This is a genomic window from Paenibacillus phocaeensis, assembly GCF_900021165.1.
GTDB lineage: Bacteria > Bacillota > Bacilli > Paenibacillales > Paenibacillaceae > Fontibacillus > Fontibacillus phocaensis.
The window spans coordinates 113,797-134,114 of sequence record NZ_FCOQ01000014.1 but is presented as its reverse complement, the minus strand read 5'-3'; the positions used below and the strand labels follow the sequence as shown (position 1 = coordinate 134,114).

Here is a 20,318-nt window from a genome sequence, read left to right as displayed (position 1 = left end):
GTTCCTCCACATCTCTACGCATTTCACCGCTACACGTGGAATTCCACTCTCCTCTTCTGCACTCAAGCTGCCCAGTTTCCAGTGCGACCCGGGGTTGAGCCCCAGGATTATACACCAGACTTAAACAGCCGCCTGCGCGCGCTTTACGCCCAATAATTCCGGACAACGCTTGCCCCCTACGTATTACCGCGGCTGCTGGCACGTAGTTAGCCGGGGCTTTCTTCTCAGGTACCGTCACTCCCCTAGCAGTTACTCTAGAGGACGTTCTTCCCTGGCAACAGAGCTTTACGATCCGAAAACCTTCTTCACTCACGCGGCGTTGCTCCGTCAGACTTTCGTCCATTGCGGAAGATTCCCTACTGCTGCCTCCCGTAGGAGTCTGGGCCGTGTCTCAGTCCCAGTGTGGCCGTTCACCCTCTCAGGTCGGCTACGCATCGTCGCCTTGGTGAGCCGTTACCTCACCAACTAGCTAATGCGCCGCAGGCCCATCCGTAAGTGACAGATTGCTCCGCCTTTCCCAAGTCTCCCATGCGAGAAACTTGCGTATCCGGTATTAGCTACCGTTTCCGGTAGTTATCCCAGTCTTACGGGCAGGTTGCCTACGTGTTACTCACCCGTCCGCCGCTAAGTTAATCAAGAGCAAGCTCCTAATTAACTCCGCTCGACTTGCATGTATTAGGCACGCCGCCAGCGTTCGTCCTGAGCCAGGATCAAACTCTCCAATAAAGGATGGAAGGAATCTCGAACCCAAAGGTGTCGAGGTCTTCCATCCAAGGTGTTTGACTTGCTCATTTAAACAAACTGACGAGATTTAAAATCTCAGTTTATTACTCACTCGTTGTTCAGTTTTCAAAGATCAAACATTGATATTTCGTTATCGCTTCGTTTCAGCAGCGACCTTTATAATATATCACGCTGCTCGTTCTTTAGTCAAGGCTTTTTTTGCTGTCACCATCTGGAAGGCCTTGCCCAGCTTGTCCCGCCGCCGACGAAGCGATTAATAATGTACCACAGATGATGAAGTCGAGTCAACCGTCAGATCATCGTTAACTTAAGACCAACCAAAAGTGCGACTCCAGGCAGACCCAGTACCAATACCGTGCTCAAGGTAACCGGATTTAGCGGAATATACACTTCGGTCAACAACCCAGAGAAATTGATCACATAAATCCCCAGCGCCGCCAGCACGATGTGCAGCCCAAATCGCGGGAGCCAAACCCAACCGATTTTGCGTGAGAACAGGATATATAACAGCAGCGCCAGCGACACGACAAGGATGCCGATCAGCACAAGCTTCATCTCTTTTCCCCTCCTACCTCAAGTATTCAAAAATAGGATCCATTCCGAAAGGCGTCCCAATCGACCCGGGCCTGCTTCGCTGCCTTCAGCTGAATCTGGTACCTGCGTTCCGCCGCTTCCAGGGTGTATATCGCCACGTCCACCTCATCGTGCCCCACCGCCTCCTGAAATGCGATGCTGGCCCTTTCCCACTCTCTATGCGCATGGATAACTTCCTCGTACAGTTCCCGTTTATAATCCAGCACATGATTCCTGTGAGTCAGCCGTGAGCGGCCTTCCCCCCAGCGCTTCAGAATCTTCAAGTTGGATCGCCTCCCCATCCGGTTTTATTTCATGTGTATCGGGAAAAGGACAAACTTAGAACCTCGGACGCCGGAAAACAAAAAGAACTTTAAGCCCTCAGCGCAAGCCAGAGCCTAAAGTTCTTCGGTTCAAACGATTGAAAAAATCTAATTGAGTTCTCGGCGCCCTTCCAGCGCCTTGGACAACGTTACTTCGTCCGCATACTCCAGATCTCCGCCAACCGGGAGCCCGTGGGCGATTCGGGTGACGCGAATCTCGAAAGGCTTCACGAGACGGGAGATATACATGGCAGTCGCCTCTCCCTCAATGTTCGGGTTGGTCGCCAAGATCAGCTCCTTCACCCGTTCATCGCTCAACCGGTTCAGCAGCTCCTTGAGCCGGATATCATCCGGTCCCAAGCCCTCCATCGGCGAGATCGCCCCCTGCAGCACATGATAGTAGCCATCAAATTCCTTCGTCCGCTCCATCGCCACTAAGTCCTTGGACTCCTGTACAACGCAAATCACCGACGCATCCCGGGTCTTATCCTGACAAATCCGGCAGGGGTCCGTATCTGTGATGTTGCAGCAGACGGAGCAATAATGAAGGTTGCGCTTCACGCTAACCAGCGCTTTGGCGAAATCAATAACGTCGTCTTCCTTCATACGCAACACGTGAAAAGCCAGTCTAGCCGCCGTTTTTGGCCCAATACCGGGCAGGTGGGTAAAAGCATCGATCAGCTTCGCGATCGGTTCGGGATAATACAATGGGGCCTTCTCCTTCAGTCTGTAAAATTAGAACAGGCCTGGAATTTTCATTCCGCCCGTAAACTTGCCCATGTCCTGGTTCGCCAATTCTTCGGCTTTCGTCAATGCGTCATTAACCGCAGTAAGCACCAAATCCTGCAGCATTTCCACGTCGTCCGGATCTACCGCTTCCGGTTTGATGTTCAGAGCCAGCACTTTTTTATGCCCGTTCACTTGCACGGTAACTACACCGCCGCCTGCGCTGCCTTCCACGGTTTTATTCGCGAGCTCTTCCTGCGCTTTGAGCATTTGCTCCTGCATTTTCTTTACTTGCTTCATCATTTGGTTCATATTGTTCACGTCATTCACATCTCCTTAGTTTGGTCTGCATGTACATCATGCGTTATATAGAAAAAACATAACCACGATTCTACGGTCCAAACCTGGCCGTTATTCGTTATTCCTTGATGACGACCAGATCCTCCCCGAAAATACTCAGCGCTTCGTCCACCCAAGGTTCCTTCCCTGAACCCGATCCGCCGTCCTCGGGCGGCGGCTCCAGCTCAAACGGTTCGCCGCCAGGCTGCCGTTCACCTGATCCTTGCAGCGCATCGGTCCAATCCTTCAGCATCATCGTCACCAAATGGTACGGTTTGCCCAACTGGCGTTCCATGACCGTTTCGATGACCTGCTTGTTGGCCGGCTTCTCGGTGGTCTCGCGGTGAATGTCGTTCTTGAATGCAACTAGCACGTTGTCTTCCGATATCGAAACGGGCTCGCCATTCACAAACCACGCGTGGATCGTAATCTTCGCGTCCTTAACCGCTTGGAGCACCTGATTCCATTTTTGCTGAATTTCCATGAATTCCGGGCTGTTGCGGGCGGCAAGATATTGATCCATCCCGGCTGGGATTTTGGCCTTCGAAGCCACGCGCGGTGCAGGGCTCCGCGATGGGCGATTCCCCCCGGCCGCGGCGCCTCCTGCGGAAGGGCTTGCTGCAAGTCCGCCCTGCAGCGCCCGCTCCAGCTTCGCTTCCAATTCCGCGAGCTGACGGCGAAGCTGATGAACCTCGGAAGCATCAGCGGTTGCTCCCGCACTCGTACTCACGCCCGCACTGCGGACCCCCGCCGGCTGTTCCTCGGTGCTCTCTCCGCCAAACGTGCAGATCTTTAGCAAGGCGACTTCAAACAACGTCTGCGGTTGAACAGCGTATTTCATTTCCGTCTGATAGTGATTTAGCGTATCGATGATGCGGAACAGCTGCGGTTTCGTAAAGCCTTCGGCAATCTCCGCAAAATCCTGCGGATCCAGCACGCGTTCCGTCAACTTATCCGCCTTCGGCACCATTTTGACCATCAGCAAGTCACGGAAATAATAGAGAAGGTTCTCCATGCATTTGTCCGCGCTTTTGCCTTCCTGCATAAAGCCGTCGATCATCTGCAGCATCCCGCCGATATCACCGGCGAGCAGCGTTTGCGCCAGCTCTGCGAACTGCCGGGAGGCGATGCCGCCGGTCATGTCCAGCACTTGCTGGTACGAAACCTTGCGGCCCGAGAAGGAGGCGATTTGATCCAAAATGCTTAACGCATCGCGCATCCCACCGTCGGATAATCTGGCAATATACTCGATCGCTTCCTTCTCGGCTTCGATCCCCTCTTGCTCGCAGATCATCCGCAGCCGTTCGCTTTGCTCCTCCAGCGATACCCGCCGGAAGTCAAAGCGCTGACAGCGCGAGATCACGGTTGCGGGCAATCGGTGCGGTTCGGTGGTCGCCAATATAAACATCACATGCGGAGGCGGTTCCTCCAATGTTTTTAGCAGCGCGTTGAAAGCTTCCGTGGTCAGCATGTGGACTTCATCGATAATATAAACCTTCTGCCGCACTTCCGTCGGGGCATATTTGACTTTCTCCCGCAAATCGCGGATCTCCTCAACCCCCCGGTTGGAAGCGGCGTCAATCTCAAGCACGTCCATGACGGCGCCAGCCGTGATCCTCCGGCATGTCTCGCATTCGTTGCACGGTTCTGCGGCAGGTCCCTTTTCACAGTTTACGGCTTTGGCCAATATCTTCGCGGCACTGGTCTTCCCGGTTCCCCGCGGACCGCTGAACAGATAAGCGTGCGACAGCCGCTGTTCGCGGATCGCATTCTGCAACGTGCGGATGATATGCTGCTGCCCCACCATGTCTTGAAACGACTGCGGCCGCCAAGCCCGGTACAGCGCAATATGCTCCATTATGCGGCACCTCTTTCTTTCCTCAAACGACGGTTGTCGTTTCCTTATTATACTATAGCCTTTTGGTCTATGTACAAAAAAAACACCCCTGTCCGCAGACAAAGATGTATTCTCATTCAAAGTATTCACCGTGCACCTGTTATTGATCATTGCGATCCGAGCGGCACCTTTACGGCATGACTCGGGACAGGCTGCCCTCCGGCACAAGAGTAATACTGCTTATGGCTGCTTCCTTCCGGACCTGACCAGGTTCGCAGGTACTCCTTGCGGAGGACCCGTCCGTCAACATCTGCCGTAAAGACCGGCCTCACATCGACAAGACCTCTAACAGGACTTCAACCTCGCTACAGCGGATTGCGAGTTACAGGGCACCGCTACCTCCCCATCTAGCACGGTGAAACTAAGTATAGCTCATGCCTGTACAAATTGCAACCGGACGGAAGAAGTTGGCGGACTGCCGGATCTGTGCCTGGGTTGTCACTGAGTTATGCGTCTCATTCTCCATGCAACTCTAGTTTTTATTTGATATATTAATAGGATAGAAAAACTGGAAGAATGAGCATAAGAGAGGAGATACAAATGAGATCTATCGGAAAATTGATGCTGGCCACTACCCTGTTGGCCGGAAGCCTGTTCGGCATGGAGCCGTCTCGGTCTGAGGCAGCGGCGTCGGTGCAGATTCTGTTGGACGGATATCCGCTGGCCTTCTCCGGCGAGCCGATGATCGTGAACAGCACGACGCTGGTTCCGTTCCGCTCCATATCCGAAGCGCTCGGAATTACCGTTACCTGGAATCAGGCCTCTAAAACGATCACTGCGGTTAAGGGCACCGGAGCCGAAGCCATCCATGTGCAATTAACGCTGGACAGCAAAACGGCAAAGGTGAACAACGCCTCCGTCCCATTGGCGGTCGCTCCTCGTTCCGTTGGCGGTAATACGCTGATTCCGCTCAGCTTCTTCAGCCAGCAGTTCGGAGCCCAGGTCGGATGGGACCAAGCCTCGAAAACCGTATCCATTGCTTCCCCGCAGAAGCGGATGTACACGCTTGGCTTCTACGCCATATCCTCCTTCTCGGAGGTGGGGGCAGTTCCTAGTCTGGACGCCGTTGCGTTCGGCTGGGGCCGGATTGACGAGAACGGACAATTTACGCAAACGGGCGGGCCGGGCGAGGTATTTAAGCTGCCGCAGCCTGCTGGCGAAACCACCGCCGACAGCTTGGTCGCCGATGCGGCCAATGCACGAACTCTGCCGTATCTAATGGTTTACTCCGGCGATACTAAGGGCGAGTTGACCAAAATCATCGAGGATCCGACCCTGCGCCAACAAGCGATCAGCGATATGATGAACGCCGCGACAGAGAAGGCGTTCCAAGGCATTATGCTCGATTTTGAGGGACTGGGCTTAACGACGGATAAGACGGCGACACGGCAAGCTTTTAACAATTTCGTCAAGGAGTTGTCCAAGCAAACTCGCGCGGCTGGGCTCAAGCTTTCTCTTGCCCTTCACCCGCTGAACTCTTCTTATCATGGGTATGATTACAAGACGCTGGGGGCGCTCGCGGACGAGATCGTGATTATGGCTTACGATTACCTTCCGGGTGATAACAAAGACAAGCCGCAGCCTCTGGATAAAGTAGATGAAGCCATACGGCTGGCTCTGCAGGAGACCAATGCCAGCAAGTTGATCCTCGGTCTTAACCTTTACAGCGAAGATGCTAACAGCGTCAAAACATTGACCGGTCTGGCGAAACGCTATGATTTGAAGGGCATCGCCTTATGGCGTCTGGGCATGATCAATGCTGAAGAGTGGACCAGCCTCAAGCAAAGCGTAGAGTTTAAGAAGTAATCGATTGTTAGAATAAGCAGGTTGGATTAGAGGGCGGACGGGCGTCGGCCATCGTTTCCAACCTGCTTTTTTACTTGTACCGGCTCATTGCCGCCCGCTTACTTACTTGTACTTGCGGCTTATCCCGCCTCTTTGCCGCTCAGCTTACGCCTCTCGTCCGAGATTGAACCGCCGCCGCCTCTCTCTTCGAGACCGAACTGCAAAAGTGCAGTTCATTTCGCCAAATGATCCTATATTTGCGGTTTCAAATGCAAAAGTGCAGTCGATTTCCGCCTATTGTTGCAAATTCCCCCGTTTCCCGCTTTTTCGAAGTGCACTTTTACATTCCAACAAGCATATTGTTCGATTTGCGCTCCGATCAACTGCACTTTTACACTTGGTGAGGATCGTTACGGCGTGGGCAGTCCGTCGGCCACCTTTCTGCCAATCTACCCATCTACTAACTACCAACTACTAACTACCAACTACCAATCAAACGCATCCCAATCCCGCCGCACCACATCATACCTCAGAACCCTCCCGGACTCGCCGCTGGACCTGGCACGAAGCCAACCCCGCTGGCATAATTGCTGCAAATACCTCACGGCAGTCCGATGGTTTACGCCCAGCTGTCCCTCCACATCCTTCGGACGAATGGGCTTGCCTAACTGAACCGCTTGCAGCAACGTTGATTTCAACGCCAATCCGGGCAGATCCGTCTGTCGACCAGACACCTCAAACCGGCTCAGCAGCATCCGAAGCAACATGATGCAAATTTCGGGCTGTCGTTCCACATCGTCATAAGATAAGGAAATCACCCGGTAACCCAGAGCTTGGAGAAAGACCTCCCTATTTAACTCCCGGCTATACATCGTGCGGTCCATATCCCGAACATGCGGCCCGTAGCCTTTGATTTCAATGATCAGCTTCACGGCTTCCGTTAACCAAGCAAAGTCCGCAAAATACGAGCGCCCCCGCCAATCCGCGATTTCATACTCCGGATGCAGATCGTCCAAATTTCTCCGCAGTGGCCACCATATGTTGCGCAAAAACAACTGCTCACCATGCCCGTGCCCTCGTTCCAATCGGTCTTTCCGCTCGCCGGAACGACGCTTGAGGTGTGTGTCCAACCACAGCCGATGCGCCTGATCAAACTTCATATATACCTCCCCCTCTCCTTCTCCCACTTTGTAAAACCCGTCAAAAAAGAAAAAAACGCCTCCGCCCATCATCAGATGAGCAAAGACGTTCTTCGTCATGTCGTTTGTGCAAGGGTATCTTAGATACCGTATTTCTTTTTGAATCTATCCACACGTCCACCAGCATCCAGGAATTTCTGCTTCCCTGTGAAGAATGGATGGCAGTTGGAGCAAATTTCAACGCGCAGAGCCTGTTTCACGGAACCCGTTTCGAACGTGTTACCGCAAGCGCAAGTTACCGTAGTCACGTGATACTTGGGTTGAATTGCTTCTTTCATCACTTTCACCTCTTTCCGCCCTGAGCCTCAGTCGTGCCCAGAGTTATAATGACACATAATCGCATTATAGCACGGGCCATCGCTTCACGCAATTGCCTGTTTTATCCTCTTCCCTTGACGCGAGCCAGCTCGGCCGGCGGCACATGCGTATACGATCCGATGACGACGTCCGGAAGCTCCTCCTGAAAAATCTCGATCGCCTGTTTCATGCCCAGAATCTCGCCTTTTGCCTTGGGAATGAGATCCAGGTAGCTCTCGGGGTCGATGTTCAGGTTGCGCAGCTGAATGAGCTTCAGCTTGGTGCGGCGAGCGAATTCGATCATCGCTTCCACTTCTTCCTCGCGGTCGGTCACCCCGGGGAAGATCAAATAGTTGATCGAGGTGTAGACCCCTTGGTCCGCAGCATACTTCAACGACTTCTCGACATTCGCGAGCGTATAGCCGCGCGGTTTGTAGTAGGCGTTGTAGTGGTCGTCCAGCGCGCTGATCGTGCTGACCCGCATCAGATCCAAACCGGCATCCACGATCCCGCGGATGTGATCGGATAATCCTGCATTCGTATTAATGTTGATATATCCCATGTCCGTCCGACGACGAACCTCGCGAATCGCTTCGATAATCAACTTGGCCTGCGTGGACGGTTCCCCTTCACAGCCCTGACCAAAGCTGATGATCGACTCCGGTGTAGTCAGATGCTCCAGCATAACTTCCACCAGTTCCTCGACGCGCGGGCGGAAGTTCATCCGCGTTTGCGGCGAGACGAAGCCGCTGTCGTCCGGCTGTTCGGAAATACAGCCAAAACAGCCCGCATTGCATGAATAGGAGACGGGGACCGCCCCTTCCCAGCGGTTCAGGAACGTATTGGAAGCCGTCAGGCATTCGTAGCCCAACGCGCAGTTCGATAAATGCTCGTACAGCCGATTTTCGGGATAACGGGAAGTATAAGCTTTGACTTGATTCTTCAACTCAAGAGGATCGCAATTCAGCGGATTCCATTTCTCGGGATCGTCCGACAAGCGTGCCGTCACATAAAACTGACCGTCCTTCCAAACCACCGCGGAATATCCGAACAAAGGCAGTTTGTACTCCTTATCGGTCTTCACATACCCCGGCAGACAAAGACGGGTATACCCTTGCGGAAGCAGAGCGCCTACCGCCTGAACATCGCCGGGGAGCGGCTTCATTTCGCCGGTATCCGGGTCCATTCCGATCGGCCGGGTGGACGGCAAGCCTACCAGCGTCGCCCCTTCCGGAAGCGGAATCAGCTCCTCCTCCATGATCTCCACGATCATATCCGCACTGCGAGCCAAGCCGAACAGCGACGGATGATCGTAGACCTGTCCTTGTTCATCTGCATACACTAAGTACATGTTGTTCTCCTCTTTGTATTCATCACGGGAAAGCGAAAGCTTGCCCTCCCGGGTAGAACTCTTTAAACCGTAGAATTCTGCGTAGCGCCCGTAGAAGCCGAACCCGTCCGCGAAGAGGCAGAGCTCGATCGAACCGGACGACGCGCCCCGCCGTTGCCGCCACCCGAAGGGGTGTTGCCGGATACGTCGAAGGAAGCCAGGAATTCGGCATTGGTTTTGCAGTCACGCAGTTTTTTCAGGAATCCTTCGACAAAGTCGTAGGAGTCGTTCATATTTTTGCGAATCGCCCAGATGGTATCCAGCTCTTCCTTGCTGAGGAGGACCTCCTCGCGGCGTGTGCCGGAGCGGCGAATGTCGATCGCCGGGAAAATCCGGCGTTCCGCCAGCTTGCGATCCAGATGGAGCTCCATATTCCCCGTGCCTTTGAATTCCTCATAGATAATATCGTCCATTCGCGAACCGGTATCCACCAAAGCGGTTGCCAATATCGTCAAGCTGCCGCCTTCCTCTACATTCCGGGCCGAGCCGAAGAAACGCTTCGGACGATGGAAGGCAGCCGGATCGATCCCCCCGCTGAGCGTTCGTCCCGACGGCGGAACAACCAGGTTATAAGCCCGGGCGAGACGCGTAATGCTGTCCAGCAGAATCACGACGTCCTTCTTATGCTCCACCAGCCGCAAAGCGCGTTGCAGCACAAGCTCCGCCACCTTGATATGATTCTCCGGCAGTTCGTCAAACGTGGAAGCGATCACTTCACCTTTGACGGAACGCTGCATATCGGTAACCTCTTCCGGACGTTCGTCGATCAACAATACGAATAACTCAATCTCGGGATTGTTGGTGGAGATACTGTTGGCAATTTCCTTCAGCAGCAAAGTCTTCCCTGCTTTAGGCGGCGCCACGATCAAACCGCGTTGGCCTAGTCCGACCGGGGCGAGCAAATCCATAATACGGGTGGATAAATGATTTGGGGAAGTTTCGAGCACCAATTTGGTCTGCGGATAGAGTGGAGTCAGCGCTGGGAAATGCAGACGTTCCGCCGCGATGGCGGGATTCTCGCCGTTGACGGCATTGACTTGCAGGAGACCGAAATATCTCTCGTTTTCCTTCGGCGTCCGACACTTCCCGGAAACGAGATCCCCGGTACGCAGATCAAATTTGCGGATTTGCGAAGCGGAAATATAAATGTCTTCCGTGCTGGGCAAATAATTGATCGGTCGCAGAAATCCGTACCCTTCCGGCAAAATCTCGAGCACGCCTTCCATAAACATGAGGCCGCTTTGTTCGGCCTGTGCCCTTAAAATAGCGAAAATCAATTCTTTCTTCTTTAACTGGCCGTAATAAGGGATCTGATATTGCTTCGCCAGCTTGTACAGCTCGGTAAGCTTCATCCCTTCCAGATCGGCGATTTGAAGATCCATATTAAAATAACCACCTATTCAATTTTATTGAAATCTAGTGAAGTTTGGCATAATGATAGATTCATTCGTCTAGTATGCCCTATCCTTGGCAACTTATGCGCCAGGGCGGAAAGTTATTCTTCCGTTTCCCGCCACACATCGGCTCCCAGGGCACGCAAATTCGGCACCAGATGATCATACCCCCGGTCAATCAGCTCGACGCCGAAGACCTCGGTTGTGCCTTCCGGCACGGTCAGCCCGGCTACCACCAGCGCAGCCCCTGCACGCAAATCGGCCGCTTTCACCTTGGCGGCATTGAGCGGTCCGCCTTCAATGATCGCTGAACGGCCTTCGACGCGAATGTTCGCTCCCATTCGTACCAGCTCCGGCACATGCTTAAACCGGTTGCTATACACAAAATCGCTTAGCACGCTGGTTCCTTTCGCTTGGGTCAGCAAGCTGGTCATCGGCGATTGGATATCCGTTGGAAATCCCGGGTAGACTAATGCTTTGACGTCGACATGATGGTAATCCGGGCGGCCGATCACCCGAATGCTCTCATCGAGCTCTTCGACCTGGGCGCCCATTTCCAACAGCTTGGCGGTCAGCGCCTCCAGATGCTTCGGAATCACGCCGTCGATCAAGACATCCCCTCGCGTCGCCGCGGCAGCAATCATATAGGTCCCGGCTTGAATCCGGTCGGGAATAATGGAATGGCGGCAACCTTTCAATTCCGCAACGCCTTCAATCCGAATCGTCTCCGTGCCGGCCCCTTTGATGACCGCTCCCATGGAATTCAACAAAGTGGCCACATCTATAATTTCAGGCTCTTTCGCCGCATTTTCGATAATCGTAGCGCCTTTGGCTCTTGTTGCCGCCAGCATAATATTAATCGTAGCTCCCACGCTGCTGACGTCCAGGTATACCTTCGCGCCCCGCAGCTCCTTGGCATGCAAATGAATAGCGCCGTGTTCATTGGTTACGGTCGCCCCTAAAGCTTCAAACCCTTTGATATGCTGATCAATTGGACGAGGCTCAAAGTTGCAGCCTCCCGGCAATCCGATCGTGGCTTCCTTGAAACGTCCTAACATGGCCCCCATCATATAATAGGAAGCCCTCAGCTTCTTAACCGGCCCGTTGGGCATCGGAATCGAACGAATATGGGTGGGATCAATGCGCATTTGACTGCCATCCCATTTGACGCGGGCACCCAGCTCTTCCAAAATCTCCGAGTATACCGCCACGTCGCTTAAAATCGGCAAGTTATCCAGAACCACTTCGGATTCTGCCAAGATCGCAGCCGGAATCAACGCAATCGCGCTGTTTTTTGCGCCGCTGATCGAAACGCTTCCGCGCAGCGGACGTCCGCCACGGATCATTAATTTCTCCATAAGTCCAGGATCCCCCTACGTATTTGCGTCGGTACACATGCCCATGATTTTAGCGGCAGAAATGGAAAGACACCGTCTAAGCGGTGTACTCTCCAAGTCACCTTATTCAGCTGGACGTCCAAGCTCCTGTCCGTCCTAAACCTTGCGCCGCAATCCACCTGAACGGAGTACGGCGCAAGCGCTTGACGATGTAGTTTACGCTTTGTTGTTGGAACCGAATTCGCGGATTTTGCCAACAACCGTCGCTTTGATCGCGTCACGGCCCGGAACGATGTATTTACGAGGATCGTAAACATCCGGTTTCGCAGCCAATACATCACGAACAGCCTTCGTGAAGGCAATTTGGTTCTCGGTGTTCACGTTAATTTTGGACGTACCCAGCGAAATCGCTTTGGTGATGTCGTGGGTCGGAATGCCTGTCCCGCCATGAAGTACGAGCGGAAGCTTAACGGCGTCGCGGATCTCTTCCATTTCTTTGAACCCAAGGTTCGGTTCGCCATGGTAAGGACCATGCACAGAGCCCAAAGCAGGGGCCAGGGTATCGATCCCGGTTTCTTTCACGATGCGAACGCACTCGTTCAAGTCAGCGTATTGGATGCCGCCGATCACGTCGTCTTCTTGACCGCCAACCGTACCGACTTCGGCTTCTACCGAAACGCCTTTGGCATGAGCGTAATCAACGACTTTCTTCGTCATGGCGATGTTCTCGTCAATCGGATGATGGGATCCGTCGATCATAACGGAAGTGAAGCCCGCGTCGATCGCTTCCTTACATTTATCGAAGCTCGAACCATGGTCGAGGTGAATCGCTACAGGTACCGTAATCTTCATATCATGCAGCAGGCCTTCCACCATCTTAACAACGGTGTAGAAACCGCCCATGTGACGGGCTGCCCCTTCAGAAACGCCCAGAATAACCGGGGATTTCTCTTCTTCAGCTGCAGCAAGAATCGCTTGCGTCCATTCCAGGTTGTTGATGTTGTACTGGCCTACGGCATATTTGCCGGCAAGGGCCTTGTTCAACATGTCAGTCATTGATACTAATGGCATGGGTTTCAATCCTCCTAAGGATGTGGGATTTTATCTTATTTAGCCGACATTCACACACTTTCTTATTATACCACAACCTGTCAAAAATACTATTCATGCTTTCCTTCCGTTTGTGAACGCCTTATGCTGATTTATGCCAAAAAAAGAGACCTTCTTTAGGAGACTGCGTGATCCACGCCGCTCTTCTAAAGAAGGCCTTCTTCTCATCACGGCCATACTGCCTAAAGACGAGCTCCGCCTTTCAGCTGCAGGTTGACCGCTGCGCGCATTTCATCAATGTCAAAGGGTTTCGTAAAATGCATCAGAGCCCCGAGGTCCGTCGCTTCCTTGATCATATCGAGCTCGCCGTAGGCCGTCATCATGATGACCTTGATCTCCGGATTCACCTCTTTGATATGCTTAAGGATTTCCAATCCGTCCATGCCCGGGATTTTCATGTCGAGAAGCACCAAATCCGGCGAGTCGCTGCGGACGATTTCCAAAGCCATCTTGCCGTTGGCCGCCTGAAACGTTTTATACCCTTCGCTGCTGAACACTTCCATCAATAAAATGCGGATACCGTTCTGATCGTCGACAATTAACACTTTCTTCTCTTCCACCGAAAAGCCCTCCTACAAGTCCACCCTGTAATCCTTGTCATAACTAATACTTCGCTCCCGATTTGCAAAACCCTTCTCCACTGGAAAAAAGAGCCTTAAAAAATCGGTCGCCCCAAAAATGACAGGGGGGCCCGGGGACTTGCGGCGGAGCCGCTGCTTAAGACAAGTGCGTGATCGAAGCTTTCACGAACTCGCGGAACAGCGGCTGCGGACGATTCGGCCGGGAAGTGAACTCCGGATGGAACTGCACCGCCAGGAACCAAGGGTGGTCCGGAAGCTCCACGATTTCCACCAGCCGTCCGTCCGGCGAAGTTCCGGAGATGCGGAGGCCGACGCGCTCCAGCGTCTCGCGGTACGCATTGTTGAACTCGTAGCGATGGCGGTGGCGCTCATAGACCAGCTCATCATCATAACATTGCATCGCCAGCGATCCCGGCGCCAGCTTGCACGGGTACAACCCCAACCGCATCGTGCCGCCCAGATCCTCGATATCCTTCTGCTCCGGCAGGAGGTCGATCACCGGATATTCGGTAGACGGATTAATCTCCGAGCTGTTCGCCCCTTGGAGCCCGGCCAGCGAACGAGCGTATTCGATGACCGCCACCTGCATCCCGAGGCAGATCCCGAAGAACGGAATCTTGTTCTCGCGGGCATGCCGGATCGTCGTGATTTTACCTTCAATTCCGCGATCGCCGAAGCCGCCCGGCACGAGAATCCCGCCAACGCCTTGCAACAGTTCGGCCACGTTCTCGTTCGTCACTTCCTCGGCGTTCACCCAGCGGACCTTCACATCGGCATTCGCGTCAAAGCCGGCGTGAGACAACGATTCCACCACGCTGAGGTAAGCATCGTGGAGCGCTACGTATTTCCCGACGATAGCGATTTCCACCGTTTTCTCCAGCTTGTTAATGCGCTCCACGAGGCCTTCCCACTCCCGCATATCCGGAGCCGGCGTCGTGAGCTTCAGATGGTTGACGACGATTTCGTCAAGCCCTTCATCCCGCAGGTTGAGCGGAACTTCGTACAACGTATCTGCATCCCGGCACTCTACAACGGCGCTGGCATCCACGTCGCAGAACTGGGCGATTTTCCCCTTGATGTCATCCGAAAGCTCGTGCTCCGTCCGGCAGACAATCACATTCGGCTGAATCCCGATGCTGCGCAGTTCCTTCACGCTGTGCTGAGTCGGCTTGGTTTTGACCTCACCGGCAGCTTTGATATATGGAATGAGCGTCACGTGAATATACATGACGTTCTCGCGTCCGATGTCGCTCTTGATTTGACGGATCGCCTCCAGGAACGGCAAGCTTTCGATGTCGCCGACGGTCCCGCCGATCTCGGTGATGACCACGTCGGAGCCCGCTTCGCGTCCGGCACGGAATACACGCTCTTTGATCTCGTTCGTAATATGAGGGATGACCTGAACCGTCCCGCCAAGATACTCGCCCCGCCGTTCCTTGCCGATGACCGAGGAGTAGATTTTACCCGTCGTAACGTTGCTGTTCTTCGAAAGATTGATATCGATAAAACGTTCATAATGGCCCAAATCCAAATCGGTCTCGGCGCCATCGTCCGTGACGAAGACTTCCCCGTGCTGATACGGGCTCATGGTGCCCGGATCGACGTTGATATATGGATCGAATTTCTGGATCGTTACCTTTAAACCCCTGTTCTTAAGCAGCCTGCCCAACGAAGCCGCCGTAATGCCCTTCCCCAGTGAGGATACGACCCCGCCTGTCACGAAAATGTATTTTGCCACAGCCTAAAACCTCCTAAAGTAGTACGTGTTCAGAAACAAATCGGATCCCAGAAATTCAGGCAACTTAGATCATTAGCGTAACCTATTCTCCGGCAAAACATAGCCAAAAAGGCTATAAAAAAACAAAAAAGTGACACCCGAATTGGTCGGGGCACTTTTAAAAAAATGCATAGTTATAGGTTTGAATCATAAGCCCATGCAATAGTTTACCCGTTACCCCTGCCCGTGTCAAGTCAAGGCGGAAGGCATTTTCTGAACAAAATAAGACTTGGGAAAGGACGGCCGGAGCCGTCCTTCAAGGGTCCATTGGGAAATCGCAAAGCCCTTGTCCCGAGACCGATCAGTCTTCGTCGCTGTCTTCGAATTCCTCTTCGGTATCCAGTTCTTCTTCTTCCTCGGCAAGTTCGTCTTCGTCTTCGAGCTCCTCGTCGGGAAGCAACTCGTCGTCTTCGACTTCCTCCACGTCTTCATCGTCGTCATCCGGGAACAACTCGTCTTCGGAATCCTCGTCGACTCCATCGTAATCCTCGTCGTCGGATACGTACGTATCGTCCTCTTCCACAAAATCGTCATCTTCCAGATCGTCGTCGTCATCGTTAATGATGCGCGGACGTTTGGAGTTGCCGACCGGATCCTCCGAACGCTCGATCGGATACCAGCGCTTCAGGCCCCACAGATTGGTGCCCACGCAAGCAAACCGTCCATCGATATTTATTTCCGTATAAAGCTGCGCAATCGCCTCGTTAATTTGCTCTTCGGTCATGCCGCGAAGCTGGGCAACCTCATTCATCAGGTCGCGGTAATAATACGGCGTATTCGCCGCCTTCAAGATCATAAAGGCCAAGTCGACCATCGGGATTTCCTGGACTTTCTCCGGGTCGATTTTCAAATTCAGCGGGGTAGTCACGTTACGGACACTTCCTCTCACGCAAATAGTTCACTATAAAGCAAAGATGAAACCTTATCCTTAAGGCCGGTTTCCTTCACTAACATATCCATATCACACAATAGTAAAACCTATTTGGCACTAAATTGCAAGTTTTAAAAACACATCAAAGCCCCGCCCGGCAAAAGGGAAGGAGCGGAGAACCTCCCGGCTCCCCGCTCCTTGACTGTATCCTTCCCCAAGGAAGGCCCCGGCCCTCTCCTGGGTTGGCGAAAGCCTCAAGGCCTTCTCTTCATCCTATGTCCAGATTTGTACTTTGACACGCCATATTCGCTCCAAAAACGACAGGCCGGGCCCATTTCCGCAAAACAGGGCCTCTTCCCCATTCAATGAAAACTGGACCGTCATACTATACTGCAACACGCTTCGTAGGAGGGGCTACTTACACATGGACTACTCCGGATTTCTTAGGTATTTGAACGATCATGTCGACGCCTCCGGAAAAAGCGGTCGTATCATCATCCGCTTCGCGCACCCGGCAGAATTCGCCGAATGCGTACGCCAATTGCTCAAGCACAAGCGCAAACATCCCGCGCTGCGGCACATCCGTTCATCCTCTCTGCTGCAAGCGCTGATCTGCCCCCTTGGTCCTCGGGGGGAAGCCGCCCGCTCCCGCTTCGGCCTGTGGGTCGAAGAAGACAGCCTCGTCACCGTCCATAGCCCGGCCCCGGCCAATAAGGGCAAAGCCAGCGCGATCCCTTGGGGGATCCGGCGAATTGGCGCTCCGGAAACCTGGTCCGTGTCCACAGGTTACCGGGTTCGCATCGGTGTGATCGATACGGGGGCCGATTTCAGCCACCCGGATCTTCGCCATTCCTTGGCTCGGGGCATCAATCTGCTGAATCGGATCAGCCTCCCTTACGATGACAACGGACACGGCACGCATATCGCCGGAACCATCGCCGCTTCCGGTGGTTCTCAGGGGATGATGGGGGTGGCCCCCCGATCTCTGATTTTTCCGGTCAAGGCGTTTGATCATAACGGCTCCGCCTTTGTTTCTGACATTATTTTGGGCATCGACTGGTGCGTACGCAACCGGATGCACATCGTTAATATGAGCTTCGGCATGAAAAGCAACAGCACCTCACTGCAAAACATCATCCGCAAAGCCCATCATGCGGGCATCGTTGTCGTCGCTTCTTCGGGGAACGACAAAAAGGGCCGCGGCGCCGATTATCCGGCACGCTACCCGCAGACGATCTCTGTAGGCGCAACCGGCAAGGATGGCAAAATCGCCTCCTTCAGCAACCACGGTCCTAATATCGATATCTATGCCCCCGGCGAGAAAATCAGCTCATCCTGGCTGGGCGGCGGTTACCGCGAAATGAGCGGCACCTCCATGGCGACTTCGCACGTCAGCGGCGCCATTGCCCTGCTGCTGGCGTCAAAGCCGGACCTGAAGCCGGGCGAGATCAAGCGGCGTCTGCGCCGCACCGCCAAGCCGCTGCCCGGCACGGCGACCCGAGCCAAAGGCGGCGGCGCAGGCGAACTGAGCGCGGCGCGCCTGCTGCGCTCCAAGCCGGGGCGCAGCAGCTAAGCGCCAAGCCAGAATGCAGCAGCGTCAGAGCAGACGGACCCGTATCGGTCCTGTCTTGCTCTGACGCTGCTTTTGCATGATTATCCCTCTCGCTCAGAACAGCTGGATTTGGATTTAAGTCAGGATGGCGCTGTCTGATCAAACGGGATAATGATGGAAACCGTCCGGGCAATGAATTGTAGCCCGGGGCGGGGTTACATCTTGTCCGGAGCAGACACGCCGATCAAGCGGAGCACATTCGCGAGCGCCGTGCGCACCCCGCCGAGCAGCACCAGCCGCGCCGCCGTTTGTGCCGCATCCTCCGTGATGACGCGCTCCGCCCGGTAGTAGCTGTGGAACAGCGCCGCCAGTTCATACACATAGCGGACCAGCCGGTGCGGCGCATAGTTCTCCGCAGCCACGCCGATTTCCTCCGGCAGCTCGCCCAGCTTCCGCAGCAGATCGTATTCGTGCTCCGCTGTCAATTTGCCGAGGTCCACGCTCTCGGCAGCCGGAATTTGGATCCCCTGCTCTTCCGCTTGCCGGAAGATGCTGCAGATCCGCGCATGCGCATATTGCACGTAGTACACCGGGTTTTCGTTCGAAGTCGAAATCGCCAAGTCCATATCGAAATCCAGATGCGAGTCCATGCTGCGCATCGTAAAGAAATAGCGAATCGGGTCGACGCCAACCTCGTCCATCAAGTCCACCATCGTGACCGCCTTGCCGGTTCGCTTGGACATTTTCACCTTCTCGCCGTCCTGGAACAGGCTGACCATCTGCGCGATCAACACGGTCAGCTTCTCCGGATCCTTGCCGATCGCCTGCATCGCCGCCTTCACCCGAGGAATATATCCGTGGTGGTCCGCCCCCCAGATGTTGATGATCCGGTCGAAGCCGCGGTCATACTTGTTGCGGTGATAAGCAATATCCGGCGTCAAATAGGTATACGTACCGTCATTTTTCACCAATACGCGGTCTTTGTCGTCGCCGTAATCCGTCGTTTTCAGCCAGGTTGCCCCTTCCTGCTCATACGTCTGCCCCTTGTCGCGCAGCTCCGCGAGGGAAGCTTCCACTTGGCCATCCTGATACAGGGAGGTCTCGCTGAACCAGACGTCGAACCGAACCCGGAAGCGCTCCAGGTCGCGTTGAATTTTGGCAAGCTCTTTGTCCAGGCCGAATTTGCGCAGGAATGCTGTCCGCTCCTCCTCTGACATGCCGAGCAGTTTATCGCCTTGCTCAGCGACCAGCTCCTTGGCGAATCCTTTGATATCTTCACCGTGGTAGCCGTCTTCCGGCATCTCCACATCCTGCCCCAGCTCTTGGCGGTAGCGAGCCTCGATCGATTTGATCAAATTGACGATCTGGTTTCCGGCGTCGTTGATATAGTATTCGCGCGTCACGTCATAGCCGGCAAAATCCAGCACGTTACACAGCGCGTCGCCCACGGCTGCGCCCCGGGCGTGACCGAGGTGCAAGCTGCCTGTGGGGTTGGCGCTGACGAATTCGACCTGCACCCTTTTACCATTTCCGAGCCCGGTACGGCCGTAGTTCTCACCTTCTCGGTACACCTGCAGCAGAATCGGATACAGGTAGCTCTTGCTGAGCGTAAAATTGATAAACCCCGGACCGGCAATCTCCGCCTTCTCGATCCCGGCCTGCCCGTGATCCAGCTTGCCGAGAATCTCCTCGGCGATTTGGCGCGGGTTCTTCTTCGCGATCCGCGACAGCTGCATGGCCGCATTGGTGGCGAAATCACCGTGAGCCTTCTCCTTCGGGACCTCCAGCACGATAGCCGGAATTTCCTCCCGCTGCGCCAGGCCTGCGGATACGATCGCATCCAGGATCGCCTCTTTCAGCGCCTGGTTCATTTGTTCCAACGGATTGTGTGGCATTTAAACGTCCTCCTGTATATATAAACTGAGTTCAAAACGTCCGGATAGTTCCTCAAACACGTACAAATCGTATTCCCAGACCACCTGACCCACCGCGCCATCCCAATTCGACTCGAGCTTCACGGTATCGGTAGACAGGTTGAATCGAGTGAAGGGAGATCGGTAAAATCCCGGAATTCGGGAGCCGCTGCGAAAGGTCTGCTCCGCCTCCACGCCTCCGTGCCGCATGATTTTCAGCTCATCGCCGGTTAATTTGATCAGCGTGCGCGTCGTTGCGCCCTCCGGCCCCGAGTCGGGCTCTTCATACCGAATATAAACGGCTTCTCCTCGTCGGACGGCATCTCCGCGCAGGTGCTGCACCGTTTCTTCCGCTCCCTGCCGGCTCGTCAGCACAAGGCTTACCGGCTTGGTTTCCGGCATATGACCCATCTCCTTCCGGCATCCATCCTTACTGTACTACTATAGCCAGTTCGCCCCGGCAATTCAATACATTCGCGGCTCCTCTCGCCCCGCGACCAAAAAAAGAAG

The 20,318-nt window shown here is 54.2% G+C and carries 18 protein-coding genes, 1 rRNA gene and 1 other RNA gene; 2 read left to right on the top strand and 18 right to left on the bottom strand.

The genetic code is table 11. The features are described from left to right. The 7 genes from BN3795_RS09325 to ffs all read right to left on the bottom strand — a co-directional run. Positions 1–726, bottom strand: a 16S ribosomal RNA gene (locus tag BN3795_RS09325); the annotation flags it as partial. Positions 727–1,035: 309 nt separating this feature from the next. Then, a complete protein-coding gene (locus BN3795_RS09320) occupies positions 1,036–1,299 on the bottom strand; it encodes a pro-sigmaK processing inhibitor BofA family protein (RefSeq protein ID WP_068784424.1) in 264 nt (87 codons plus the stop codon). Positions 1,300–1,325: 26 nt separating this feature from the next. Then, complete coding sequence (locus BN3795_RS09315; RefSeq protein ID WP_408635020.1) at positions 1,326–1,544, bottom strand: DUF2508 domain-containing protein; 219 nt, start codon at positions 1,542–1,544, stop codon at positions 1,326–1,328. A gap of 204 nt (positions 1,545–1,748) precedes the next feature. Next, complete coding sequence (gene recR, locus BN3795_RS09310) at positions 1,749–2,348, bottom strand: recombination mediator RecR (protein ID WP_068784422.1); 600 nt, start codon at positions 2,346–2,348, stop codon at positions 1,749–1,751. Positions 2,349–2,375: 27 nt separating this feature from the next. Then, a complete protein-coding gene (locus tag BN3795_RS09305) occupies positions 2,376–2,687 on the bottom strand; it encodes a YbaB/EbfC family nucleoid-associated protein (protein WP_068784421.1) in 312 nt (103 codons plus the stop codon). A gap of 97 nt (positions 2,688–2,784) precedes the next feature. Continuing rightward, positions 2,785–4,563 (bottom strand): DNA polymerase III subunit gamma/tau, encoded by a 1,779-nt coding sequence (gene dnaX / locus BN3795_RS09300; RefSeq protein ID WP_068784420.1) that lies wholly within the window; start codon positions 4,561–4,563, stop codon positions 2,785–2,787. Between the two features lie 128 nt (positions 4,564–4,691). After that, an RNA gene (gene ffs, locus BN3795_RS09295) (signal recognition particle sRNA large type) lies at positions 4,692–4,958 on the bottom strand. 184 nt (positions 4,959–5,142) lie between these two features. Here ffs and BN3795_RS09290 point away from each other — a divergent pair. Beyond that, entirely contained in the window at positions 5,143–6,408 is a 1,266-nt protein-coding gene (locus BN3795_RS09290) for a stalk domain-containing protein (RefSeq protein WP_068784419.1), read from the top strand. 464 nt (positions 6,409–6,872) lie between these two features. Here BN3795_RS09290 and BN3795_RS09285 read toward each other — a convergent pair whose 3' ends face one another. The 9 genes from BN3795_RS09285 to rpoE form a co-directional block, all read right to left on the bottom strand. After that, positions 6,873–7,547 (bottom strand): DUF559 domain-containing protein, encoded by a 675-nt coding sequence (locus tag BN3795_RS09285; RefSeq protein WP_068784438.1) that lies wholly within the window; start codon positions 7,545–7,547, stop codon positions 6,873–6,875. A gap of 119 nt (positions 7,548–7,666) precedes the next feature. Further along, the gene (gene rpmE / locus BN3795_RS09280; protein ID WP_068784418.1) at positions 7,667–7,864 is read right to left on the bottom strand and encodes a 50S ribosomal protein L31; all 198 of its coding nucleotides are present in this window, start codon (positions 7,862–7,864) and stop codon (positions 7,667–7,669) included. A 101-nt stretch (positions 7,865–7,965) separates the two neighbouring features. After that, a complete protein-coding gene (locus BN3795_RS09275) occupies positions 7,966–9,234 on the bottom strand; it encodes a radical SAM protein (protein WP_068784417.1) in 1,269 nt (422 codons plus the stop codon). Positions 9,235–9,296: 62 nt separating this feature from the next. Then, on the bottom strand, positions 9,297–10,655 hold the full coding sequence (gene rho / locus BN3795_RS09270; RefSeq protein ID WP_068784416.1) for a transcription termination factor Rho: 1,359 nt from the start codon (positions 10,653–10,655) through the stop codon (positions 9,297–9,299). A 113-nt stretch (positions 10,656–10,768) separates the two neighbouring features. After that, the gene (locus BN3795_RS09265; protein WP_068784415.1) at positions 10,769–12,025 is read right to left on the bottom strand and encodes a UDP-N-acetylglucosamine 1-carboxyvinyltransferase; all 1,257 of its coding nucleotides are present in this window, start codon (positions 12,023–12,025) and stop codon (positions 10,769–10,771) included. A 195-nt stretch (positions 12,026–12,220) separates the two neighbouring features. Then, the gene (fba, locus tag BN3795_RS09260; RefSeq protein ID WP_068784414.1) at positions 12,221–13,075 is read right to left on the bottom strand and encodes a class II fructose-1,6-bisphosphate aldolase; all 855 of its coding nucleotides are present in this window, start codon (positions 13,073–13,075) and stop codon (positions 12,221–12,223) included. Positions 13,076–13,296: 221 nt separating this feature from the next. Then, positions 13,297–13,674 carry a response regulator gene (locus BN3795_RS09255; RefSeq protein WP_068784413.1) on the bottom strand — a complete coding sequence of 126 codons (378 nt, stop codon included), beginning with the start codon at positions 13,672–13,674 and terminating at the stop codon, positions 13,297–13,299. A gap of 157 nt (positions 13,675–13,831) precedes the next feature. Beyond that, entirely contained in the window at positions 13,832–15,433 is a 1,602-nt protein-coding gene (locus BN3795_RS09250) for a CTP synthase (RefSeq protein ID WP_068784412.1), read from the bottom strand. Between the two features lie 340 nt (positions 15,434–15,773). Further along, entirely contained in the window at positions 15,774–16,340 is a 567-nt protein-coding gene (gene rpoE, locus BN3795_RS09245) for a DNA-directed RNA polymerase subunit delta (RefSeq protein ID WP_068784411.1), read from the bottom strand. A gap of 427 nt (positions 16,341–16,767) precedes the next feature. Between rpoE and BN3795_RS09240 the strand changes: the two genes are divergently transcribed. Then, positions 16,768–17,916, top strand: a complete 1,149-nt coding sequence (locus BN3795_RS09240; RefSeq protein WP_068784410.1) for a S8 family peptidase — start codon at positions 16,768–16,770, stop codon at positions 17,914–17,916. A 194-nt stretch (positions 17,917–18,110) separates the two neighbouring features. Here BN3795_RS09240 and argS read toward each other — a convergent pair whose 3' ends face one another. Further along, positions 18,111–19,790, bottom strand: a complete 1,680-nt coding sequence (argS, locus tag BN3795_RS09235; RefSeq protein WP_068784409.1) for an arginine--tRNA ligase — start codon at positions 19,788–19,790, stop codon at positions 18,111–18,113. Beyond that, on the bottom strand, positions 19,791–20,210 hold the full coding sequence (locus tag BN3795_RS09230; protein WP_068784408.1) for a DUF1934 domain-containing protein: 420 nt from the start codon (positions 20,208–20,210) through the stop codon (positions 19,791–19,793). Between the last annotated feature and the right edge of the window lie 108 nt (positions 20,211–20,318).